This is a genomic window from Flavobacterium aureirubrum (assembly GCF_038739835.1).
Taxonomy (GTDB): Bacteria; Bacteroidota; Bacteroidia; order Flavobacteriales; family Flavobacteriaceae; genus Flavobacterium; species Flavobacterium aureirubrum.
Window position 1 is genome coordinate 1 of record NZ_JBCGDO010000030.1, and the last position, 20,884, is coordinate 20,884.

Sequence of the window (20,884 nt, forward strand, 5' to 3'; positions counted from 1 at the left end):
GGGTTTTAAAACTAGAATTTTAGCAAAAATAACAGCATTAACATTGGTTCAATATATCAATAAATTTATCTTTGACAGACCAATAAATAACATCAAAAATCAATTAATTTAATTTCACCCAACGGGTTAAATTAATTAACTTTTTATCATTCTTTAATTTTCAACAAATGCTCGAACAAAAATACAATGTTATCGGTGTCATGTCGGGCACTTCGCTTGATGGTATTGATTTAGCGCATATAGCTTTTACAGTAATTGACGGAACATGGCAATATAACATTCTTACATGTGAAACAATTGGTTATAGCCAATATTGGGTAGACAAACTTAGAAATGCTGTTGATTATTCACAGGAAGAATTACTTCAACTTAATCAAGATTATACGGTAATCTTGGGCTCTATCATCAAAACTTTTATCGACAAATACCAAATAAAAAATCTTGATGCGGTTTGCAGTCATGGTCACACTATTTTGCACCAACCACAAAACGGATTTACACTTCAAATTGGAAATCTTCCTATAATTGCAAAAATTATCAACGAAACGGTAGTCTGTGATTTTCGCGTGCAAGATGTGCAATTTGGTGGACAAGGCGCACCTTTGGTTCCTATTGGTGATCGCATTCTTTTTGCTGATTATGATTATTGTTTGAACCTTGGTGGTTTTTCAAATGTTTCGTTTGAGCGAGCTGGTAAGCGAATTGCTTTTGATATTTCACCGGTGAATACGGTTTTGAATTTTTATGCGAATCAGTTAGGTTTTGAATATGATGATAAAGGAAAAATTGCACGCTTTGGAAAACTACATCCAGATTTGTTAGCTGAACTTAATAATTTGGAATACTATAAAAAATCATTCCCAAAATCACTCGGTTTTGAATTTGTGAAAGAAATTGTGTTGCCATTAATAAATAATTTCAACATTTCTGTAGAGGATAAAATGCACACTTTTATTGAGCATATTGCTATGCAAATGAGTTTGGCTTTACCCAATCAGAAGGGCAAAATGCTGATAACTGGCGGTGGTGCTTACAATGATTTTTTAATCGAAAGAATAGCACATCATCTACCAACTATAAAAATCATAATTCCTGATGCTAAAACATTGGAATATAAAGAAGCACTAATTTTTGGACTTTTAGGAGTTTTAAAACTTCGCCATGAAATTAATGTTCTAAGTAGTGTTACCGGTGCAAAAGAAAATCATAGTTCAGGAAATATTTTTAAATAGTATTGATGAGAAAATCTGTTCTTTTTAAAATCCTATATTTGCACCACAAACTAAAATACATTCTAACTAAAACTTACAATCTGAAGTGAGCTCAGATTAAATACCATGAAAGATTTACTTAAAAAATTTGAAAATAAACAACCCGAAATAGTCTTTAATTGGAAAGACTCAGAAACCGAAGCCGAAGGTTGGACGGTAATCAATAGTCTTCGCGGCGGCGCTGCTGGCGGCGGAACAAGAATGAGAAAAGGATTGGACATGAACGAAGTGCTATCCTTAGCTAAAACAATGGAAGTTAAGTTTTCAGTATCTGGACCAGCAATTGGCGGAGCAAAATCAGGCATCAATTTTGACCCAAACGACCCAAGAAAGAAAGGTGTTTTACAACGGTGGTACAAAGCGGTTTCGCCTTTATTAAAAAGCTATTATGGCACTGGAGGCGATTTGAATGTAGATGAAATTCACGAGGTTATTCCGTTTACAGAGGAATGTGGTGTTTGGCATCCGCAAGAAGGGGTTTTCAATGGCCATTTTAAACCTACAGAAGCTGATAAAATCAATAGAATTGGTCAATTGCGTCAAGGTGTTATCAAAGTAATTGAAAACCCGAAATTTTCTCCCGATGTTTTGCGCAAATATACTGTTGCCGACATGATTACAGGTTACGGTGTTGCTGAAGCTGTGCGCCATTATTATCATATTTATGGCGGCGATGTGCAGGGCAAAAAGGCAATTGTACAGGGTTTTGGCAATGTTGGCTCAGCGGCAGCTTTTTATTTGGCAGAAATGGGTGCGAAAGTTATAGGTATTATTGACCGCGATGGTGGAATCATTAATGAAGAAGGATTTACTTTTGATCAGATTAAAAGATTATTCTTGAATAAAGATGGTAACAAATTGGTTGCCGAAAACATGATCCCGTTTGAAACAATCAACGAGAAAATTTGGACATTGGGCGCTGATATTTTTACACCTTGTGCCGCTTCTAGATTGGTTACTAAAAACCAAATCGATAATTTAATTAACAATGGATTGGAAGTGATTTCGTGTGGCGCGAATGTTCCTTTTGCTGATAAAGAAATCTTTTTCGGTAGCATTATGGAAGAAACGGATAGCAAAGTGAGCTTGATACCTGATTTTATTTCTAATTGTGGTATGGCACGCGTTTTTGCTTACTTTATGGAGAAAAAAGTACAGATGACTGACGAGGCCATCTTTTATGATATTTCAGAAACGATTAAAAGCGCATTAGAAAAGGTACACAATTTGCATACTGATAAAAAGAATATCAGTGCGACTGCCTTTGAAATTGCTTTGAGTCAATTGGTATAATATTTTAGAAGATTTCTCGTTATAGACTTAAGCATGCAATAAAGTTTAATTTTGAATTAATTTACTACTATTTACAATACTTTTACAATCATCCAATAATAATTTAAAATCGATAATTATATGAGTTTATTTCTTCAGACCGATTCGCTTTCTTTAGCAAAGGAAACCTTGACAGATGCAGTTCCTGTTGAGAAAACCATATCCATTTGGGAACTTTTAACAAGTGGTGGTTTAGCAGGTCAACTTATCATGATTGCTTTATTTATCATGTTATTTTTTGCATTGTACCTTTATTTCGAGAGACTTATGGCTATCAACGCCGCTTCTAAAGTTGATGCAAATTTTATGATGCAAATCAAAGACCATATATCAAACGGGAGAATTGACTCTGCAAAAATGCTTTGCGCATCTACTAACTCTCCAGTATCCAGATTAATCCAAAAAGGAATTTCAAGAATTGGAAATCGATTAGAAGACATCAATACTGCCATTGAAAATGCGGGAAAATTAGAAATTTATCGTTTGGAGAAAAATACAAGTATGCTTGCCACTATTTCAGGTGCAGGACCAATGACTGGTTTCTTAGGTACTGTAGTAGGTATGATTATGGCATTTCATAAAATGGCAAGTGGTGGTGGTCAAATAGAAGTAGGTGCATTAGCCGAAGGAATTTATACGGCAATGACTACTACAGTTGTTGGATTAATAGTTGGTTTGATTGCTTACATTGGCTACAACCATTTAGTGGTTAAAACAGATAAAGTCGTTCACTTAATGGAGTTGAATGGCGTTGAATTTTTTGACTTATTAAACGAAAAAAAGTAATATGAATTTACGAGGCCGAAATAGAGTTAGTCCCGAATTCAATATGTCATCAATGACGGATATTGTCTTCCTTCTGCTGATATTCTTTATGTTAACATCTACAATGGTTACAACCAATGCGTTGGATTTAGTTTTACCCAAAGCAAAAGGTAAAACCGACAGCAATAAAAGTATTTCCGTTAGCATTAATAAGGATTTACAATTTTATATTGACAAAACACCTGTCGAGGAGAGTTCAATGGAGGCGCAATTACTTTCCTTAACGGCAAAAAATAAAGACATGCCAATTATTCTTAGAGCGGAGGAAGGTGTCCCGATTGAAAAAGCAGTATATGTAATGGATATTGCTAATAGAAACCAAATGAAAATCGTGTTGGCTGTAAGACCTAAATAAGAAATGAAATTTTTAGAAACAGAAGAAGAAAAAAAATCATTTGCAATCACAACTGTAATTTTTGTGATACTACTTATTCTATGCTTCTTTTTTGGATTGACTTACATGGATCCACCTCCAGAAAACGGAATAGCAATTAATTTTGGAACATCAGATATCGGACAAGGTAAGGTACAACCTCTTGAACCCGTAAAATCTTCCCCACAACCCGAGTATACGCCACCTCAAAAAGCAGTTGATGAAGAAATAGTAACTCAAGACAACTCTGACGCACCAGTAATTAAAAAAAACGATACAAAAAAGCCTGTAAAAGAAGTTAAAGAAGTAGTTAAACCGAAACCAACTTTATCAAAAAATACTACAAGTGCATTGGAAAGCTTGATTAATAGTCCTAAAACAAATGGTGCAGAGGCAAGCCAAGGAAATGATAATTTGCCAGGAGACAAAGGTGATCCAAACGGCGACCGTTATGCCAATAGTTTCTACGGAAATGGTTCGGGGAATGGTTCGGGGAATGGAACAAGTTGGGGGTTAAAAGGAAGAAAATTAAGTTCACCAGCTAAAGAAGTTCAGGACTGTAATGAGGAAGGAAGAGTGGTTGTGCAAGTTACAGTGAACCGTAATGGAAATGTTATAGCGGCAAAATACTCCAAAGGAACCACAAACACAAATCCATGTCTAGTAAATCCAGCTTTATCAGCAGCACGTAAATTCAAATGGCAACCCGATAATGATGCTCCGGAAACACAAATTGGTTTCATTGTTATCAACTTCAAATTAGGAGAATAGCGGAAGTTATTCTTTTTTATTATGAACTATAAAGAAACACTAGATTGGATGTTCAATCAATTGCCAATGTACCAAACGCAAGGTGCATCAGCCTATCGAAAAGATATTACAAACACCATCTTATTAGCAAATCATTTAAGAAATCCTGAAAAAAAATTAAAATGCATTCACGTAGCCGGAACTAATGGAAAAGGATCTACATCACACCTATTGGCTTCAGTTTTACAAGAAGCAGGATACAAAGTAGGTTTGTATACTTCGCCACATTTAAAAGACTTTAGAGAACGAATTGCCATTAATGGTCAAACCATTTCAGAAGATACTATCTGTGAATTTATAAAAAATAATAAGTCGTTCTTTGAAACTCATCAGTTAAGTTTCTTTGAGATGAGTGTTGGATTAGCCTTTGACTATTTTGCAAAAGAAAAAACAGATATCAATGTTATAGAAGTTGGTATGGGTGGAAGATTAGATTCTACAAATATAATTACCCCTTTGATCTCTGTAATTACTAATATTGGTTTAGATCATACACAATTTTTAGGCGATACATTAGAAGCTATTGCCTATGAAAAAGCGGGAATTATTAAACCGAAAATTCCTGTTGTAATTGGTGAGTATGTTAGCAACACAAAACCAGTTTTTTTAGCAAAAGCAGCAACAACCCATTCGGAAATATACTTCGCGTCAGATTTAGTTGAAAAAAATTACCCATCAGCATTGCTCGGCGACTATCAAATCCAGAATAAAAAAACAGTGCTACAAACCATTAGTGTGTTACAAGAAAAAAAACTATTGTCTATAAACGAAGAAGCAATTAAAAATGGTTTTTTGAATGTTGTTAAAAATACGAACCTTCAAGGCAGGTGGCAACAATTAGGAAGTAATCCAAAAATAATTTGCGATACGGCGCACAATGCGCATGGTCTTTCAATGGTTTTGGAGCAAGTAAAAAAAGAACAATTTGAAAAGCTACACATCGTTTTGGGCGTTGTTAATGATAAAAACTTGGACGAAATTTTGCCCCTATTTCCCAAAACTGCCATTTATTATTTCTGTAAACCCAATATTCCGCGAGGACTTGATGCAGCAATCGTAAGTAAAAAAGCTGCTGAATTTCATCTTATCGGCGCAATATACAATTCAGTTTCAATTGCTTATCAAAAAGCCAAGGAAAATGCAGCTCCAAATGACTTGATATATATTGGCGGAAGCACATTTGTAGTTGCAGAAATTTTATAATTTTTATTACTTTTTATTTGTAGAATTGAAAAAGTAGTCTATATTTGCACTCGCATTAAGGGCGATTAGCTCAGTTGGTTCAGAGCATCTCGTTTACACCGAGAGGGTCGGGGGTTCGAATCCCTCATCGCCCACAAAAAACTTCAACAGAAATGTTGAAGTTTTTTTATTTTACAAATATTGTAATGTTCGTTCTAGAGCCATACCACGCGACCCCTTAATGAGCATGACTTTGTTCTCTATTTTAGTTTTAGCTAAATATTCAGCAAAGTCATCGAAGGTGTTGTAAAAATGAAAATTAGAATTGTCAATCCTATTTTCAAAAAAATCTTTCCCAACAAAATGACATTCGAATGTACTTTTATCATTTAAAAATTCAAGAATAGCTTTATGTTCATTTACACTTTCCTCGCCAAGTTCATACATGTCACCTATAACAATCAACTTATTAGCTTTATCTAACTGCATAAAATTTTCTAAAGCTACTTTCATGCTGCTAGGATTAGCATTGTATGCGTCCAAAATAATTTCATTTGTTCCTTTAGTCAATAATTGTGACCGATTATTCTCTGGAATATAACTTTCAATTGCCGATTTAATTTCCTCTACTGGAACAGTAAAATGATTACCTATAGTTATTGCCGCATTGATATTATTGGCGTTGTATAAACCAATTAAATGCGAAACAATTTCTAAACCCATTGTTTTTATCTTCACAAATGGATTTGCTGTAATATTTTCAATAAAAACAGTAGCGTTTTTGTCTTTTTGACTAAACGTAATCCTTTTAAATTCCGACGATTTTATATTTTGAATATCATCATCTAGATTTACAAAAACAGACTTATTATTTTCTTTCATGTAGGAGTACATTTCACTTTTACCCTTGATTACTCCTTCAACACCGCCAAAGCCTTCTAAATGAGCTTTCCCAAAATTAGTTATATAACCATAGTCGGGTTGCGCTATGTTGCATAAAAATTCAATTTCCTTTTGATGATTGGCGCCCATTTCCACGATACCTATTTCTGTTTCGGTAGTAAAAGATAAGATAGTAAGTGGAACTCCGATATGGTTATTCAAATTACCTTTGGTTGCTTTTGTATTATACTTTTTTGATAATACAACATTAATAAGCTCTTTAGTGGTTGTTTTTCCGTTGCTTCCAGTTAAAGCAATTACAGGCAATTTTAAGTACTTTCGATGGTATCTTGCTAAATTTTGTAGTGTCACAAGACTGTCGTCTGTTAAAATTGTTCTCTCGTCGATGTAAAAATCTGGGTTATCGATAACCACATAACTTGCTCCTTTATCCAGTGCTTCTTTAGCAAAAGTATTTGCATCATATCGTTCTCCTTTGATAGCTACAAACAAAGAATTAGCTTCAATATCGCGCGTATCAATGGAAACCTTACTACAACTTAAAAACAACTTATGAATATTTTGAATTGTCATATCAAATTTATTTAAAACAAAAAAGCCCTTAAAAATAGACTGCACCCAAAAGTTTGGACAAATTTATAATTAATTTTGATAATAATGAGCTCGATATTGTATCGGGCTCATTTTGTTTAAATTGGACTTTCTTCTGTCGTTATTGTAATAGTTTATATATTCTTTGATTTCCATTTTTAATTGGTCTATAGAGGTGTACTTCTTTAAATAAAACAATTCTGATTTTAATATTCCGAAGAAATTTTCAATAATTGCGTTATCAAGACAGTTACCTTTCCTGGACATACTTTGTATGATTCCTTTTTCTTTCAGTTGGTTTTGATAGTTTTTCATTTGATATTGCCAGCCTTGATCTGAATGTAGAATTAGGTTTGTATTGTTTGGTATTTTCTTAAAAGCTTTGTTTAGCATCATTACAACTTGATTAAATACTGGTCGTTCTGTAAGTTCATAGCTAATCATTTCTTGATTAAATAGATCAATAATAGGCGATAAATACAATTTCTGACCAGAAACATTAAATTCTGTTATATCGGTTGCCCACTTTTGATTTGGTGCCGTTGCCTTAAATTTTCTTGCTAGAATATTTGGTGCAATTTTACCTTGTTCCCCTTTGTACGATTTGTATTTTTTTACTCTAATCAGACTTTTTAATCCTAATAATTTCATCAATCTTAAAACTGTTTATGGTTGATAATTAATCCTTTGCTGTTGAGTTCATCTGTAATTCGCCTGTATCCGTAACGACCTTTATGTTTGTGATAAATGGATTTTATAAATTCTTTTATCTCTTGGTATTTATCAGTTGATTTTGTCTTTTTTTGATAATAATAAAAATTACTCCGTGCCATATTGGTTTGATTTAAAAGTAAATTCAAATCAAACTTATGCCTTAATTCCATTATGGCTTGCGCTTTTTGGCTTTCTCTTCTGCTTGAATTAAGGCTTGCAACTTTTTTAGCAATTCGTTCTCACAACGCAGTGCCTCATTCTCTAAAAGAAGTTCTTCTTCTCTTGTCAGTGGTTTGTCTGATTTTCGCTTTTTTCGTTTATTGGTTTCCATAGATGTTGGTCTGCCTCTGGTTTTTGGCTGTAAGCCTTCTGAACCAAAAGTAGCAAAATCTTTTTTCCATTTAACAATAATGCCAGAATCAGGGATATTAAATTTCAAACTTGATTCTCTTAAAGACATCAAGTCTTTGTCAATTGCTTTTAATACCTTCAATTTAAAAGTAACAGAATAACTCTGGTTCTTTCGTGGCAGCAAACCAATGCTACCATATTGCCTATAAAATCCAACCCATTTACGAATGTTAGATTCATTTAAACTTTTTAGATTAGAAACATATTTGCACGAATAATGTTTTTCTAATACTAGTTTTACGCATTCAAGTTTAAACACATAATCATATTTGACTTTTCTTTCCATAAAAATACCCCCAAATAGTGTCTAACTTTTTGGGGGCAGTCTAAATTCAGGGCTTTTTTTAAACTATTTAAAAACTATAAATTAGTTTCTTGGTCTTTTCTTTTTGTCGGCTTTTGGACCAACTCTTGACATTGCACATCTAAAGCCAATGAAATCTGTTGCTATATCCTGAGGGAAGTATCTTCTTTGTGCAGGATCTAGCCAATACGCTCTATCTCTCCATGAACCACCTTTATAAACTCTAACATCATCATTAATAAGGGTTGTTCTCTTACTAGACTTGTCATATTTTTTTACCATATTTCCTAAACTATCAACAGAAACATTGTGTTTTGGGGAGTCATACATCCTTTGATCATCTTTCATTTTACCTTTCTCATCTCCTTCTTCAGCTGCGCCAAATTTAAAATATCTAGTTGACTGCTTGTCACCATCGCGATAGTTTCTATTATCTGATTTATCAAAGTTTTGTCTTAAATAGGTTTCTTTATCGTCCACAGGAACTTGCGCTATCTGTCCAGGGAAGTTACGAGAAAAAATTTTTCCATTAGACAACGTATCAAATTGTTGTGTTTCGGCAGTCACTAATTCTACTTTACCGTCATCACCTATTTTATTTTTCATGTAAACATTACCTCTATAGTAATTGAAGTCGTTTGCTTCGTCATCTACAATTGGTCTGTATACATCAGCAACCCATTCGGCAACGTTTCCTGCCATATCGTATAACCCAAAGTCATTTGGAGGATACGATTTAACTTTGTTAGTGATATCAGCTCCATCATCCGACCAACCAGCCAAACCACCATAATCACCTTTACCTTGTTTAAAGTTAGCCAATTGATCACCGCGAACTTGTCTTTTACCAGAGCGAGTATAAGTTCCTGACCAAGGATATTTTTTCTGACCTTTATATGCGTTATATTCTCTTTGTCCAACATCAGCTGCTGCGGCATATTCCCATTCTGCTTCTGTTGGCAATCTATACTCTGGCAAAATAAGTCCCGACGAAAGCTGTGCATAAACATTTTTAGCGCTATTACCAGCTGTATTGTTTGCCCCTGATGGAGCAGCAGCGTTATTGCTTGGTTTTGCCGCGCCTCTTCCCTGCCCTCTTTTCAACACTAGCGCTTCGTCTCCACCTTTTGCCGTAGATGGCGAAGCTAAATAGGCTTCTGTGCTGAATACTTTATCGGCAGTCATGTCTGTAACCTTTGCATCTTTTTTTAAATAACGTTGTTCTTCAAGTATCTTTTCGTTAACCCTGTCAGTTCTCCATTTAGCAAATTCTGTAGCTTGTATCCAGTTTACTCCCACTACAGGATATTCAGCATATGCAGGATGCCTCAGATAATAGTTTGTCATGGTTTCGTTGTAACCTAATCTATTTCTCCACACTAAAGTGTCAGGTGATGCACCTTCGTATATATTTTTATAATTGTCTTGGTCAGGAGGAAAAACGGTTTTCAACCAATTTAAATACTCCATGTACATCATGTTTGTAACCTCGGTTTCATCCATGTAAAAAGACATTACATGTTGTTGATTTGGTGTATTATTCCAATCATGCATTACATCATCGGCAACTTTACCCATGGTGAAGGTTCCACCTTCAACCAACACTAAACCGGGACCAGTAGCTTGTTTTTTAAAATTTGAAGCATACTGAAAACCACCCTTTTTGTCGTTTATTTTCCATCCGGTGGCTTTGGAACTGCCTTTAGAATCAGTCTTTTTACTACAACTAGCAAAACCAACAATTATTAGCAGTGACAGCAATAATTTTAAAGCAATAATTTTGTTTACTTTCATAATATTAGTAGGTATAATTTTAGTGGTGCAATATAATAATTTAGGTTTAAATTGCAACAAATTTTTTAAATTAATACTAAATTTGCTCTTCTAGGAATTTTATTGTAAAACGCAAATTCAATTCTTTTATTATATTTTTGCTTAAAAAAAAAATTTTTGGCTATTCATACTTTTTTAATTTAATATACGTTACTAGCTAACTATGAAAAATTTTTATACTCTTCTGCTTTTGTTTTTTGCTGTTTTGGGAGTTTTCTCTCAAGAACAAGGTAACGTCACATTGAATTGGACAGAGAAAAAAGAATTATCTTACGGAGACTATTTTTACAATGTACCACAATTTAACCCTAAAAATTACCAATTCGACACTTATACAAAATCAGTTAACTTCAACTTAAATATAATACTAAACAATTCGCTAAACGAAAATAGCCTAAGAATTACAAATGTTGTTTTTGAAACTATTACCGAAAATCAACTTGGGGATATCTCAGTAGCTGCAATTCCAACTGAATTAAAGTCTTCCTTTAAAACTAATATAGCACGAGATAAAGTATATGGAAATATTACAATCTCTCCCATTATCAAGGAAGGGAGTGGTTTCAAAAAGTTAGTTTCTTTTAGCTACTCCTTCGACCAGATTAATGCCAACAGAAATCAACCAATTGTGAATAACGTTGCTACAGTAGTGAATTCTGTACTAAATTCAGGAAATTGGTATCGATTTTATGTTGAAAAATCCGGAGTTTATAGGCTTTCACGAAGTTTTTTAAGAAGTTTAGGATTTGAAACTAACGTTGATCCTCGCAAAATTAAAATCTATGGTAATGGTGGGAGAATGGTCCCGCTATTAAATTCAATTCCATACCCAAGTGATTTAGAAGAAAATGCAATCCAATTTATAGGTGAAAGTGATGGTGTTTTTGATAATCAAGACTATATACTTTTTTATGCTGAAGGTGTTGATAATTGGAGTATTGAAAATAGAACCAATTTAAATCTATATGAAGACAAATCATATTATTATGTAACAGCGAGTGGTGATAACGGCAAAAGGATTACTGAAATGACTCAGCCTCTAGGAAATGCAACTACTATTTTTAGCACTTTTGATGATTATCAGTTTTACGAAGTAGATGAAGAAAATATTGCAAAACTCGGAAGAGTATGGTTTGGGGAACAGTTTAGTTTTGATAACGAGCAAGAATTCAAGTTTAAATTTCCGAGCTTAGTTACTACAACGCCGCTACAAATATCAATTCATGCTGCAGCAAGTTCTTTTACGCCAACTAATTTTAAAGTTGAAGCCAATAATCAACTAATTGGCACCATACCTTTTAGTGCATTATCTGTAAATAGTGGATTTTCTGCTTTCGATGGAACTTTAAATACTACTGCTACAGTTTCATCTGAAGATGTGACAATAAAACTTACTTACGACAATAGCGGTGTTCCTAATTCAAAGGGATATCTTGACTACATTAATATTAAGGCCAAAAGAAATCTTCAAGGCTTTAACAAACAGTTTAGATTTCAAGTGGATCAAACTAATTCACTACTTGGAATAGGTGAATACCAAATTTCAAATGCTACTTCAATAAACCAAGTTTGGGACATAACTGACATCTATAATGTTACAAAAGTTGAAAACAACAATCAAAGCAGTTTTTCTTTCAAATCAACTTTAGGAGAAATTAGAAAATATATCGCAGTTTCTAACAATGATTTTTTTTCACCTTTAAAGGATAGCCAATCAAAAGTGGATAATCAAAACCTTAAAGGGTCGATATTTACAAATGCGCAAGGGCAATTTCAAGATGTAGATTACTTAATCATTACACCGAAATTTTTAAATACTCAAGCTGAAAAACTTGCAAATTTTCATAGAAATTATTCTAATTTAAGAGTAAAAGTAGTGAATTTGGAAACCATTTATCAAGAATTTTCATCTGGAAAACAAGACATTGGTGCGATTAGAAATTTTATCAAATATGTTTACTTTAACGCCTCAGCACAAGATAAAAGAGTAAAATATATTAATCTTTTTGGCGATAGTTCGTTTGATTTTAAAGATAGAATTTCCAATAACACAAACATTGTCCCTATTTTTCACGCTTTAAACAGTTATGGTGAGTCAGAGTCATCGTTTGCATCTGATGATTTTTTTGTGTGTATGGATAATAATGAGGGTAATCCAAATAGTTTTTTCACTGGAATAGACATTGCCGTGGGTCGAATGATAGTTAGCACAGTACAACAGGCCGAAGAAATGGTTAATAAAGTAATTGAGTATCATGATTTCAAGTCTTATGGTAGCTGGAGAAACAATTATATTAGTATTGCAGACGACACAGATAAATCCTCGGACGCTTCCTTACAAGTAAATCAAAATAATTTAACAAATGAACTTGTTGCCGAAAAGCCATTTATAAACTTTAAAAAAATATTCTTAGACTCTTACGAGCAACAAACTTCGGCGGGTGGAAAACGCTATCCAATAGCGAGAGCTGAAATCTTTGAAGCTTTTGAAAAAGGGGCTTTAGTTTTTAATTATTTAGGTCATGGCGGTGAAGACGGTCTCTCTGCAGAGCGCATCTGGGAAAAGTCAGATGGTCAAAACTTAAACAATCGTTACAAATACCCTTTATTTATTACTGTAACTTGTTCTTTCTCAAGATTTGACAACCCATTACGGCCAACCGCAGGCGAATTTACCTACTGGAATCCAAGAGGTGGCGCTATTTCAATGATCACAACTATTCGATCTATTGGCCAAATAAATGCTGAAGATTTTAATCAATCACTATCAGCAGTATTGTTTTCATATGGCAGCAACCAATATAATTCAATAGCCGAATCACTTCGCTTAGCTAAAAATGCTAATTCAAGCTCTGCCACTAGTGTAATTTTTTACATCGGCGATCCTGCTTTAATGCTAGCTATACCAGAACCAAAAGTTGTAGTCACCAAAGTAAATGACATGCCAATTAATGGGCCTATCGACGATTTTAAATCTTTAGCTTTTGTAAAAATTGCTGGTGAAGTTTTTGATGAAAACAACAATTTACTTCCAACTTATAATGGTGAGGTTTCAGTAAATATCTTTGATAAAAATGTAATTCGAACAACTCTAAATAATGACGGGCTAAGTCCTGCACTGAATTTTAGCACGCTGGGAGAAACCATTTTTAGGGGAAATGCCACTGTTGTAAATGGAAAATTTGAATTTGGGTTTGTAGTGCCTCGTGACATTCGAATTCCAGTGGGCAATGGTAGAATTAGTTTTTATTCCAAAAGAAACCAAATACTACTTGATAAAACAGGTTTCAATAACGACATCAAAATTGGAGGTATTAATACCAATGCAGTTGCTGACAATACTGGTCCAACTGTTAAACTGTATATGAACGACGAAACATTTGTAAACGGCGGAATTACAAATGAATCGCCTTTCTTTCTTGCCATTTTAGAGGATGAACACGGCATTAACACCGCAAGTGGCATTGGTCACGATATATTAGGCATTCTCGATGGTGATGAAAGCAAACCATTCATAATGAATGATTATTATGAAGCCGAATTAGATAATTTCAGACGTGGAAGAGTTTACTTCCCCTTTCGAAATTTAGCACCAGGACTGCATACGATTACCTTTAAAGCTTGGGATGTATATAACAATCCTATTACAGCAGAAATTCAATTCGTAGTAGTAGGGGATGAAAGCATAACTTTAAAAAATGTTTTAAATTACCCAAATCCATTCGTGAGCTACACAGAATTCTGGTTTTCACATAATAGACCTTTCGAACCATTAAATGTACAAGTACAAGTTATGACCATAACAGGAAAAGTTGTTTGGACAAAAAATCAAACAATAACTACAGATGGTTTCCTTTCAAGAGAAATAACCTGGGATGGAAAAGACGATTTTGGTGATCGTATTGGAAAAGGAGTTTATGTTTACAAATTGACCGTAAAATCTACATTATCCAATAAAACGGCCGAAAAAATAGAAAAACTTGTAATCCTTTAGGAAAATACTATATTTGTTAACTTTTATAAAATCAAACATGAAGAAAATTGCAATCCTTTTATTATTTTTCATATCCATACAATTCATTTATTCCCAACAAAATAGTCGTGTTATAATCACTGGTGTCCCTTTTCTTTTAGTCGCTGCCGATGCGCGTTCTGCTGGTTTAGCAGACCAAGGTGTTGCTACTTCTACAGATGTGTTTTCCCAGCAGTACAATCCAGCAAAATATGCTTTTGCCATTGATGCACAAGGTTTTTCTGCCAGTTATACACCCTATTTAACTGACTTAGTTAATGATATATCATTAGGTCAAGTTACCTACTATAAAAGATTTGGTGCCGAAGGAAGGAGTGCCTTTGCTGGAAGTTTACGTTTTTTTGGCCTTGGTCAAATCGAGTTAAGACAAAATGCGGACGATGATCCGTTTATCGTTGAACCAAGCGAAATGGCATTAGACGCATCCTATTCCTTGAAATTAAGTGAGCGTTTCTCGATGGCGGTTGCAGGTAGATATATCCGATCGGCATTAAGAATACCAACAGGTGAAACAGATGCAACACCAGCAAGTACCTTTGCAGTAGATGTTGCCGGTTTTTATCAAGGCGAAGAAACAGCGTTTTCTGACTTTAACGGACGATTACGGTTGGGCTTCAACTTCCAGAATATGGGACCAAAAATTAATTATGATGCTGGAGAATCAGACGATGACAGTGCCAATTTTTTACCTGCAAACTTACGATTAGGAGGATCATATGACTTCATATTTGATGATTATAACAAAGTATCTCTTAATGTGGAAGTAGCAAAACTCCTAGTGCCCACACCGCAAAGTGCAGATCTTGATGGGGATGGACTTGTAACTACTCCAGAAGAACTTGACTTACGCAATCAAAACAATTTAGATTACAATAGAATTAACTGGGTATCAGGAATGTTCCAATCGTTTGGAGACGCTCCTGGAGGATTTAGCGAAGAATTAAAAGAATTCACCTATTCTGTCAGTACAGAATATGTTTATCAGGACGCGTTTGCCATGCGATTAGGATATTTTAATGAAAGTGCTATTAAAGGTGCCAGAAAATTTTTCTCCCTTGGTGCTGGTTTTAAGTATAATGCAGTTAAAGTGGATGTTTCTTACTTGTTTTCTGCATCACAAGTTAGAAATCCGCTAGAAAACACGTTACGCTTTTCATTAACATTCAACTTTGGTGAAAAATACGATGACTATTAATGTCCCAAAAATAATATTAACAATGTCCAAATTTCTGAATTGAAATTTGGATTTTTTTTCCTTACTAATGAGAGAAATTAAAATTGATACTTCATTTACAGTTTTTAATTCAATAGCAGAGCTATCCGAAGATGTTCAATCTTTGATGAAACAAGCTATAGCAATAAGAAAAAAAGCCTATGCTCCCTATTCTATGTTTAGAGTTGGCGCCGCATTACTTTTAGATAATGGAAATATAGTTTTAGGCTCAAATCAAGAAAATGCTGCTTATCCCTCAGGGCTTTGCGCAGAAAGAGTAGCTATCTTCCATTCAGGAGCAAATTATCCTGAAGCTAAAATTTTGAAAATGGCCATTACTGCTGCATCGGACACTAACGAGACTAAATCACCAATACCTCCGTGTGGTGCTTGTAGACAATCAATATTTGAGTACGAATTTAAGCAAAACAATCCCATTGAAATTTATTTTATGGGAGAAAGCGGCGAAGTTTATAAATCTGACTCTATTAGAAACTTACTACCCTTAAGTTTTGATAAAAACTTCTTATAAAAAGGCAAAAAATTACCGTTTTAAATTTTACATCTAAGTAGGAATGTCATACTTTTGCTTTTCGCAAATTTGTGAGTGAGTGAGCTATTTTGCGTTGGATAAAAAATCAACAACTTATTAATACTTAAGCAAAAAAGTAACAAATGAAAGAAGTAACAAGAGAAGTTTATTTAAAATGGTATGAAGAAATGCTGTTTTGGAGAAAATTTGAAGACAAATTAGCCGCGCTCTATATTCAACAAAAAGTGAGAGGTTTTCTTCACTTGTATAACGGGCAAGAAGCGGTTTTAGCAGGTGCTTTACACGTAATGAACTTGGGCGGAAAAGATAAAATGATTACGGCCTATCGTAATCACGTTCAACCAATAGGAATGGGTGTTGACCCAAGAAAAGTAATGGCTGAACTTTTAGGAAAAGTAACAGGAACTTCCAAAGGAATGGGTGGTTCTATGCACATTTTCTCCAAAGAACACGGATTTTATGGAGGTCATGGTATCGTTGGAGCACAAATTCCAGTAGGTGCAGGAATGGCTTTCGCCGATAAATATTTCAATACAGGTGGAGTTACATTAACCTATTTTGGCGATGGTGCAGCTCGTCAAGGTTCGTTACACGAAGCTTTCAATATGGCAATGCTTTGGAAACTTCCAGTAGTATTCATATGTGAAAACAATGGATATGCCATGGGAACATCTGTAGAAAGAACAGCCAATCACACTGATATTTGGAAACTTGGATTAGGATATGAAATGCCTTGTGGACCTGTAGATGGAATGAACCCGGTAAAAGTCGCTGAAGCCATGCATGAAGCTATGGAAAGAGCTCGTCGAGGAGACGGTCCAACTTTCTTAGAAATGAAAACCTATCGTTACAGAGGTCATTCTATGTCTGATGCACAGTTATATAGAACAAAAGACGAAGTAGAAGAATACAAAAAAATAGACCCTATTACTCAAGTACTAGATGTTATCAAAGAAAAAAACTATGCTACTGATGCAGAAATTGCAGTCATTGATGACAGAGTTAGAGATTTAGTAGAAGAATGCGCCACATTTGCGGAGGAGTCTCCTTTCCCAGAAGTTCAGCAATTGTACGATGTAGTATACGAACAAGAAAATTATCCTTTCATCCCACATAGACTTTAATTATGGCAACAAAAATAACAATGCCGCGTTTAAGCGATACGATGACCGAAGGAACAGTGGCCACATGGCTGAAAAAAGTAGGCGATAAAATTTCTGAAGGAGATATATTAGCTGAAATTGAAACTGATAAAGCTACCATGGAATTTGAATCATTCAATTCAGGTACCTTATTGTACATCGGAATCAAAGAAGGAGAAACAGCTGCGGTAGATTCGCTTCTTGCCATCATCGGCAAAGAAGGTGAAGATATTTCAGAAATAATTTCTGGAACAGCAACTGCTGATGTACAATCTGTCACACCGAGCGCAGTCGAGGTGCAACAACCAGCTGCCGAAAACAATAAATCAACTAATGCAGTCGACATACCAAAAGGAGTTGTAGTTGTAACAATGCCGCGACTTAGTGACACCATGACCGAAGGAACAGTAGCAACTTGGTTAAAAAAAGTAGGGGATCAAGTTAAAGAAGGCGATATTTTAGCCGAAATCGAAACCGACAAAGCTACAATGGAATTCGAGTCCTTTAACGCAGGAACACTCTTGTTTATTGGAATTAACGAAGGTCAATCAGCACCAGTTGATAGTGTCTTAGCCATCATCGGTCCAGCAGGAACTGACATAACCCGCATTGCCGAAAATTATAAAAAAGGTGGAACAACTTCAGCTAAAGAAGAAATACCAGTACTGCATACAGAAGCTACTTCCAACTCCCAACTCCCAACTCCCAACTCATCAGAAAGAATTTTCGCTTCTCCATTAGCCAAACAAATTGCTAAGGATAGAGGAATAAATTTAGCTGAAATAAAAGGCTCTGGCGAAAACGGACGTATTACAAAAAGCGATGTTGAAAACTTTACCCCGGCAACGCAGTCTAATGTTGTCACACCTAGCGCAGTCGAGGTGCCCCAACCTGCAACCGTAGTAAAACCATTCGTTCCCGCTGGCGAAACCTTCTCAGAAGAAATCAAAAACTCGCAAATGCGTAAAACCATTGCAAAACGTCTTTCAGAGTCGATATTCACAGCACCACATTTCTATCTAACGATAGAAGTAGCCATGGACGAAGCAATGAAATCAAGGGCTGTTATAAATACTATTCCAGATACCAAAGTATCGTTCAACGATATGGTTATCAAAGCCTGTGCAATGGCATTGAAAAAACATCCTAAAGTAAACTCTCAATGGAGAGAAGACGCTATAACAATCAACTATCATGTAAATGTGGGAGTTGCCGTGGCTGTTGAAGACGGATTGGTTGTGCCTGTACTTAAGTTCACAGACCAAATGAGCTTAACTCAAATAGGTGCTAACGTAAAAGACCTAGCAGGAAAAGCAAAAAGCAAAAAACTACAACCAGCCGAAATGGAAGGAAGTACCTTTACTGTGTCCAACTTAGGTATGTTTGGTATTCAATCATTCACCTCTATCATAAACCAACCCAACTCTGCCATTCTCTCCGTTGGTGCCATCGAAGAAAAACCAGTAGTGAAAAACGGTCAGATAGTAGTAGGAAACACCATGACATTAACTTTAGCGTGCGATCACCGTACAGTCGATGGAGCAACAGGAGCACAATTCCTGCAAACACTACGACAGTATCTGGAAAATCCTGTTACGATGTTGGCGTAAACAAAATTTGTCATCCCGAGCGCAGTAGAAGAACATCAATACAACACAAAAACCAGTCTAAATTGGACATGCCCCAAAAAGTTAGATACTATTTGGGGCATTTTTTTTATGGAAAAAAAAGAAAATTCACATCAGAAATAGTTTTACCTAGCGCTGCGAATTCTCCTGACTTCTTAGTAATAACCAACTCACAATCCCATCGGGATGAAATATCGGTAGTAGCAGGTTTCAACCCCTCGAAAAAAAATCCAAAAAAATTTGCGAATTTGAGGTAAAGTACCCCGCTTGTTGTCACTCCGTAGGAATCCCTCCCTCTTCTTGTCATTCCGACAAAGGAGGAATCTTATAACATTAATAACTAGCTCTGCGACGTCTCACAACTTTCAAGCCAATTCAAAACCACAATCCCACACAAATTAAATAGCATCAGTAAAAAAACCATTAAAAAAATAACACCAATTACGGTTTTCCGTAAAATAAATCCAAAATAACCTGATAGCTTTGAATAATAATAACATTATAAAACTTAAAAATCATGGCATCAACATCAGAAAAAGGACACGCAAAAAACATTGCAAACCAAAAACTACTAATCACAAACATCCTCGGATTAGGAACACGCTACAACCCATCCAATCCAAACATTGCGATTGAAGTACTCCAAACTATCTATGACAAAGCATTTGCAGACCAAAAAAATGTGAATGATTTATAAGCACCCTATAAAAATGCAGTGGCAGAAAGAGAAAACCTCTTCAAACCACTAAACCGTCTGATATCAAAACTTAGAAAAGTGTATAAAACAACACAAGGAGTTTCCCCCAAAGAACTCGAAAACTTCATGACAATCGCTCGTAAAATAAAAGGAGACAGAAAAAAACCAATAGCAGAATCCTCAAACCCAACTATTCTAGAAAACCAATACTCAGTCTCACAACTAAGTTACGACCAAAGAACAAACAATCTAGATCTACTCATCGGATTATTAGAAAACACCCCAAACTACAATCCAAACGAAGATGCCTATAAAACCACAACACTCCGGGCCATGCATGACGATATGCTATTAAAAACAGAAGCTGTCGGAGCAACATTCGTTCCCTTCAATAATGCAAGAAACAGAAGAAACAACAGTGTCTACTTCGAACCAAACAACCTAGTTGATACTGCATACACCGCCAAAGACTGCATCTTCACCATCCTTGATGTCAATTCCACACAATACAAAACAATAGCAAAAATAAAATTCTCCCGCATCTAAAACCAATACTCCTCCAACGAGGAGTTTTTTTATGACCTACACAATCTAATGACTACTCCCCAACAAAAAAAACCGAATCGACATCCTTTCGAATCAAACACGCATCCTTTCGTATCAAACATCAATCCAATCAAGCCGAATCGACACCCATTCAAATCAAACTCGCATCCTTTCGCGTCAAACTCGACTCCTCTCAAGTCAAATACCCTTCCCATCAAACCAAATCGAAATCCTTACAAGTCAAACACACATACTTTCAAGTCAAACACCCTACCCAGTCTCGCAAAGACCCAATACTTCGTAATCAAAACAATAAAAAACGATTTAATCCATGAAATCCTTATCAAAAAACCATGGCATACTTTCCGTAAAACTGCTCACACTTTGCCGTTAAAAAAACAAAAAGTCCCCATCAACTAAATGATGAGGACTTTCAAAAAAAGGCAGTGACATACTCTCCCACAAAATTGCAGTACTCCCGACACTTCGGGACGCAGTCGGACTTAACTTCTCTGTTCAAAAT

Annotated in this window: 18 protein-coding genes, 1 tRNA gene and 1 pseudogene; 15 read left to right on the forward strand and 5 right to left on the reverse strand. The window is 35.2% G+C overall.

Features of this window, described 5'->3' with window-relative positions; translation table 11 throughout:
* The 8 genes and pseudogenes from WFZ85_RS14670 to WFZ85_RS14705 form a co-directional block, all read left to right on the forward strand.
* Positions 1-112: pseudogene (locus WFZ85_RS14670) on the forward strand (IS982 family transposase); the annotation flags it as partial.
* A 55-nt stretch (positions 113-167) separates the two neighbouring features.
* Positions 168-1,232 carry an anhydro-N-acetylmuramic acid kinase gene (locus WFZ85_RS14675; protein ID WP_342697032.1) on the forward strand — a complete coding sequence of 355 codons (1,065 nt, stop codon included), beginning with the start codon at positions 168-170 and terminating at the stop codon, positions 1,230-1,232.
* 105 nt (positions 1,233-1,337) lie between these two features.
* Positions 1,338-2,564 (forward strand): Glu/Leu/Phe/Val dehydrogenase dimerization domain-containing protein, encoded by a 1,227-nt coding sequence (locus tag WFZ85_RS14680; protein ID WP_342697033.1) that lies wholly within the window; start codon positions 1,338-1,340, stop codon positions 2,562-2,564.
* Positions 2,565-2,684: 120 nt separating this feature from the next.
* Positions 2,685-3,389 (forward strand): MotA/TolQ/ExbB proton channel family protein, encoded by a 705-nt coding sequence (locus WFZ85_RS14685; RefSeq protein WP_342697034.1) that lies wholly within the window; start codon positions 2,685-2,687, stop codon positions 3,387-3,389.
* A gap of 1 nt (position 3,390) precedes the next feature.
* Entirely contained in the window at positions 3,391-3,783 is a 393-nt protein-coding gene (locus tag WFZ85_RS14690; RefSeq protein WP_342697035.1) for an ExbD/TolR family protein, read from the forward strand.
* 3 nt (positions 3,784-3,786) lie between these two features.
* Positions 3,787-4,572 (forward strand): energy transducer TonB, encoded by a 786-nt coding sequence (locus tag WFZ85_RS14695; RefSeq protein ID WP_342697036.1) that lies wholly within the window; start codon positions 3,787-3,789, stop codon positions 4,570-4,572.
* A 21-nt stretch (positions 4,573-4,593) separates the two neighbouring features.
* Positions 4,594-5,814, forward strand: coding sequence for a bifunctional folylpolyglutamate synthase/dihydrofolate synthase (locus WFZ85_RS14700; RefSeq protein ID WP_342697037.1), 1,221 nt, complete (start codon positions 4,594-4,596; stop codon positions 5,812-5,814).
* Positions 5,815-5,873: 59 nt separating this feature from the next.
* A tRNA-Val gene (locus WFZ85_RS14705) sits at positions 5,874-5,948 on the forward strand.
* Positions 5,949-5,985: 37 nt separating this feature from the next.
* On the opposite strand, the gene WFZ85_RS14710 is transcribed toward WFZ85_RS14705, so the two are convergent.
* The 5 genes from WFZ85_RS14710 to gldJ all read right to left on the reverse strand — a co-directional run bounded on the left by WFZ85_RS14710 (position 5,986) and on the right by gldJ (position 10,510).
* Entirely contained in the window at positions 5,986-7,269 is a 1,284-nt protein-coding gene (locus WFZ85_RS14710) for a UDP-N-acetylmuramoyl-tripeptide--D-alanyl-D-alanine ligase (RefSeq protein ID WP_342697038.1), read from the reverse strand.
* A gap of 69 nt (positions 7,270-7,338) precedes the next feature.
* Complete coding sequence (locus WFZ85_RS14715; protein WP_342697049.1) at positions 7,339-7,938, reverse strand: IS3 family transposase; 600 nt, start codon at positions 7,936-7,938, stop codon at positions 7,339-7,341.
* Between the two features lie 5 nt (positions 7,939-7,943).
* Positions 7,944-8,171, reverse strand: coding sequence for an IS3 family transposase (locus tag WFZ85_RS14720; RefSeq protein WP_342697039.1), 228 nt, complete (start codon positions 8,169-8,171; stop codon positions 7,944-7,946).
* Positions 8,171-8,698, reverse strand: coding sequence for a transposase (locus WFZ85_RS14725; protein WP_342697040.1), 528 nt, complete (start codon positions 8,696-8,698; stop codon positions 8,171-8,173). Before WFZ85_RS14725 ends, WFZ85_RS14720 begins: the two co-directional genes overlap by 1 nt.
* A gap of 81 nt (positions 8,699-8,779) precedes the next feature.
* A complete protein-coding gene (gene gldJ / locus WFZ85_RS14730; protein ID WP_342697041.1) occupies positions 8,780-10,510 on the reverse strand; it encodes a gliding motility lipoprotein GldJ in 1,731 nt (576 codons plus the stop codon).
* A gap of 202 nt (positions 10,511-10,712) precedes the next feature.
* Between gldJ and porU the strand changes: the two genes are divergently transcribed.
* From porU to WFZ85_RS14765, 7 genes are all read left to right on the forward strand, one after another.
* On the forward strand, positions 10,713-14,543 hold the full coding sequence (gene porU, locus WFZ85_RS14735) for a type IX secretion system sortase PorU (RefSeq protein WP_342697042.1): 3,831 nt from the start codon (positions 10,713-10,715) through the stop codon (positions 14,541-14,543).
* Between the two features lie 37 nt (positions 14,544-14,580).
* Complete coding sequence (gene porV / locus WFZ85_RS14740; protein WP_342697043.1) at positions 14,581-15,777, forward strand: type IX secretion system outer membrane channel protein PorV; 1,197 nt, start codon at positions 14,581-14,583, stop codon at positions 15,775-15,777.
* A gap of 67 nt (positions 15,778-15,844) precedes the next feature.
* Positions 15,845-16,327 (forward strand): cytidine deaminase, encoded by a 483-nt coding sequence (gene cdd / locus WFZ85_RS14745; protein WP_342697044.1) that lies wholly within the window; start codon positions 15,845-15,847, stop codon positions 16,325-16,327.
* 143 nt (positions 16,328-16,470) lie between these two features.
* On the forward strand, positions 16,471-17,472 hold the full coding sequence (pdhA, locus tag WFZ85_RS14750; protein WP_342697045.1) for a pyruvate dehydrogenase (acetyl-transferring) E1 component subunit alpha: 1,002 nt from the start codon (positions 16,471-16,473) through the stop codon (positions 17,470-17,472).
* 2 nt (positions 17,473-17,474) lie between these two features.
* Positions 17,475-19,100, forward strand: a complete 1,626-nt coding sequence (locus WFZ85_RS14755) for a pyruvate dehydrogenase complex dihydrolipoamide acetyltransferase (RefSeq protein ID WP_342697046.1) — start codon at positions 17,475-17,477, stop codon at positions 19,098-19,100.
* A gap of 535 nt (positions 19,101-19,635) precedes the next feature.
* A complete protein-coding gene (locus tag WFZ85_RS14760) occupies positions 19,636-19,815 on the forward strand; it encodes a hypothetical protein (RefSeq protein WP_342697047.1) in 180 nt (59 codons plus the stop codon).
* Between the two features lie 78 nt (positions 19,816-19,893).
* A complete protein-coding gene (locus tag WFZ85_RS14765) occupies positions 19,894-20,361 on the forward strand; it encodes a hypothetical protein (RefSeq protein WP_342697048.1) in 468 nt (155 codons plus the stop codon).
* Positions 20,362-20,884: the final 523 nt, after the last annotated feature.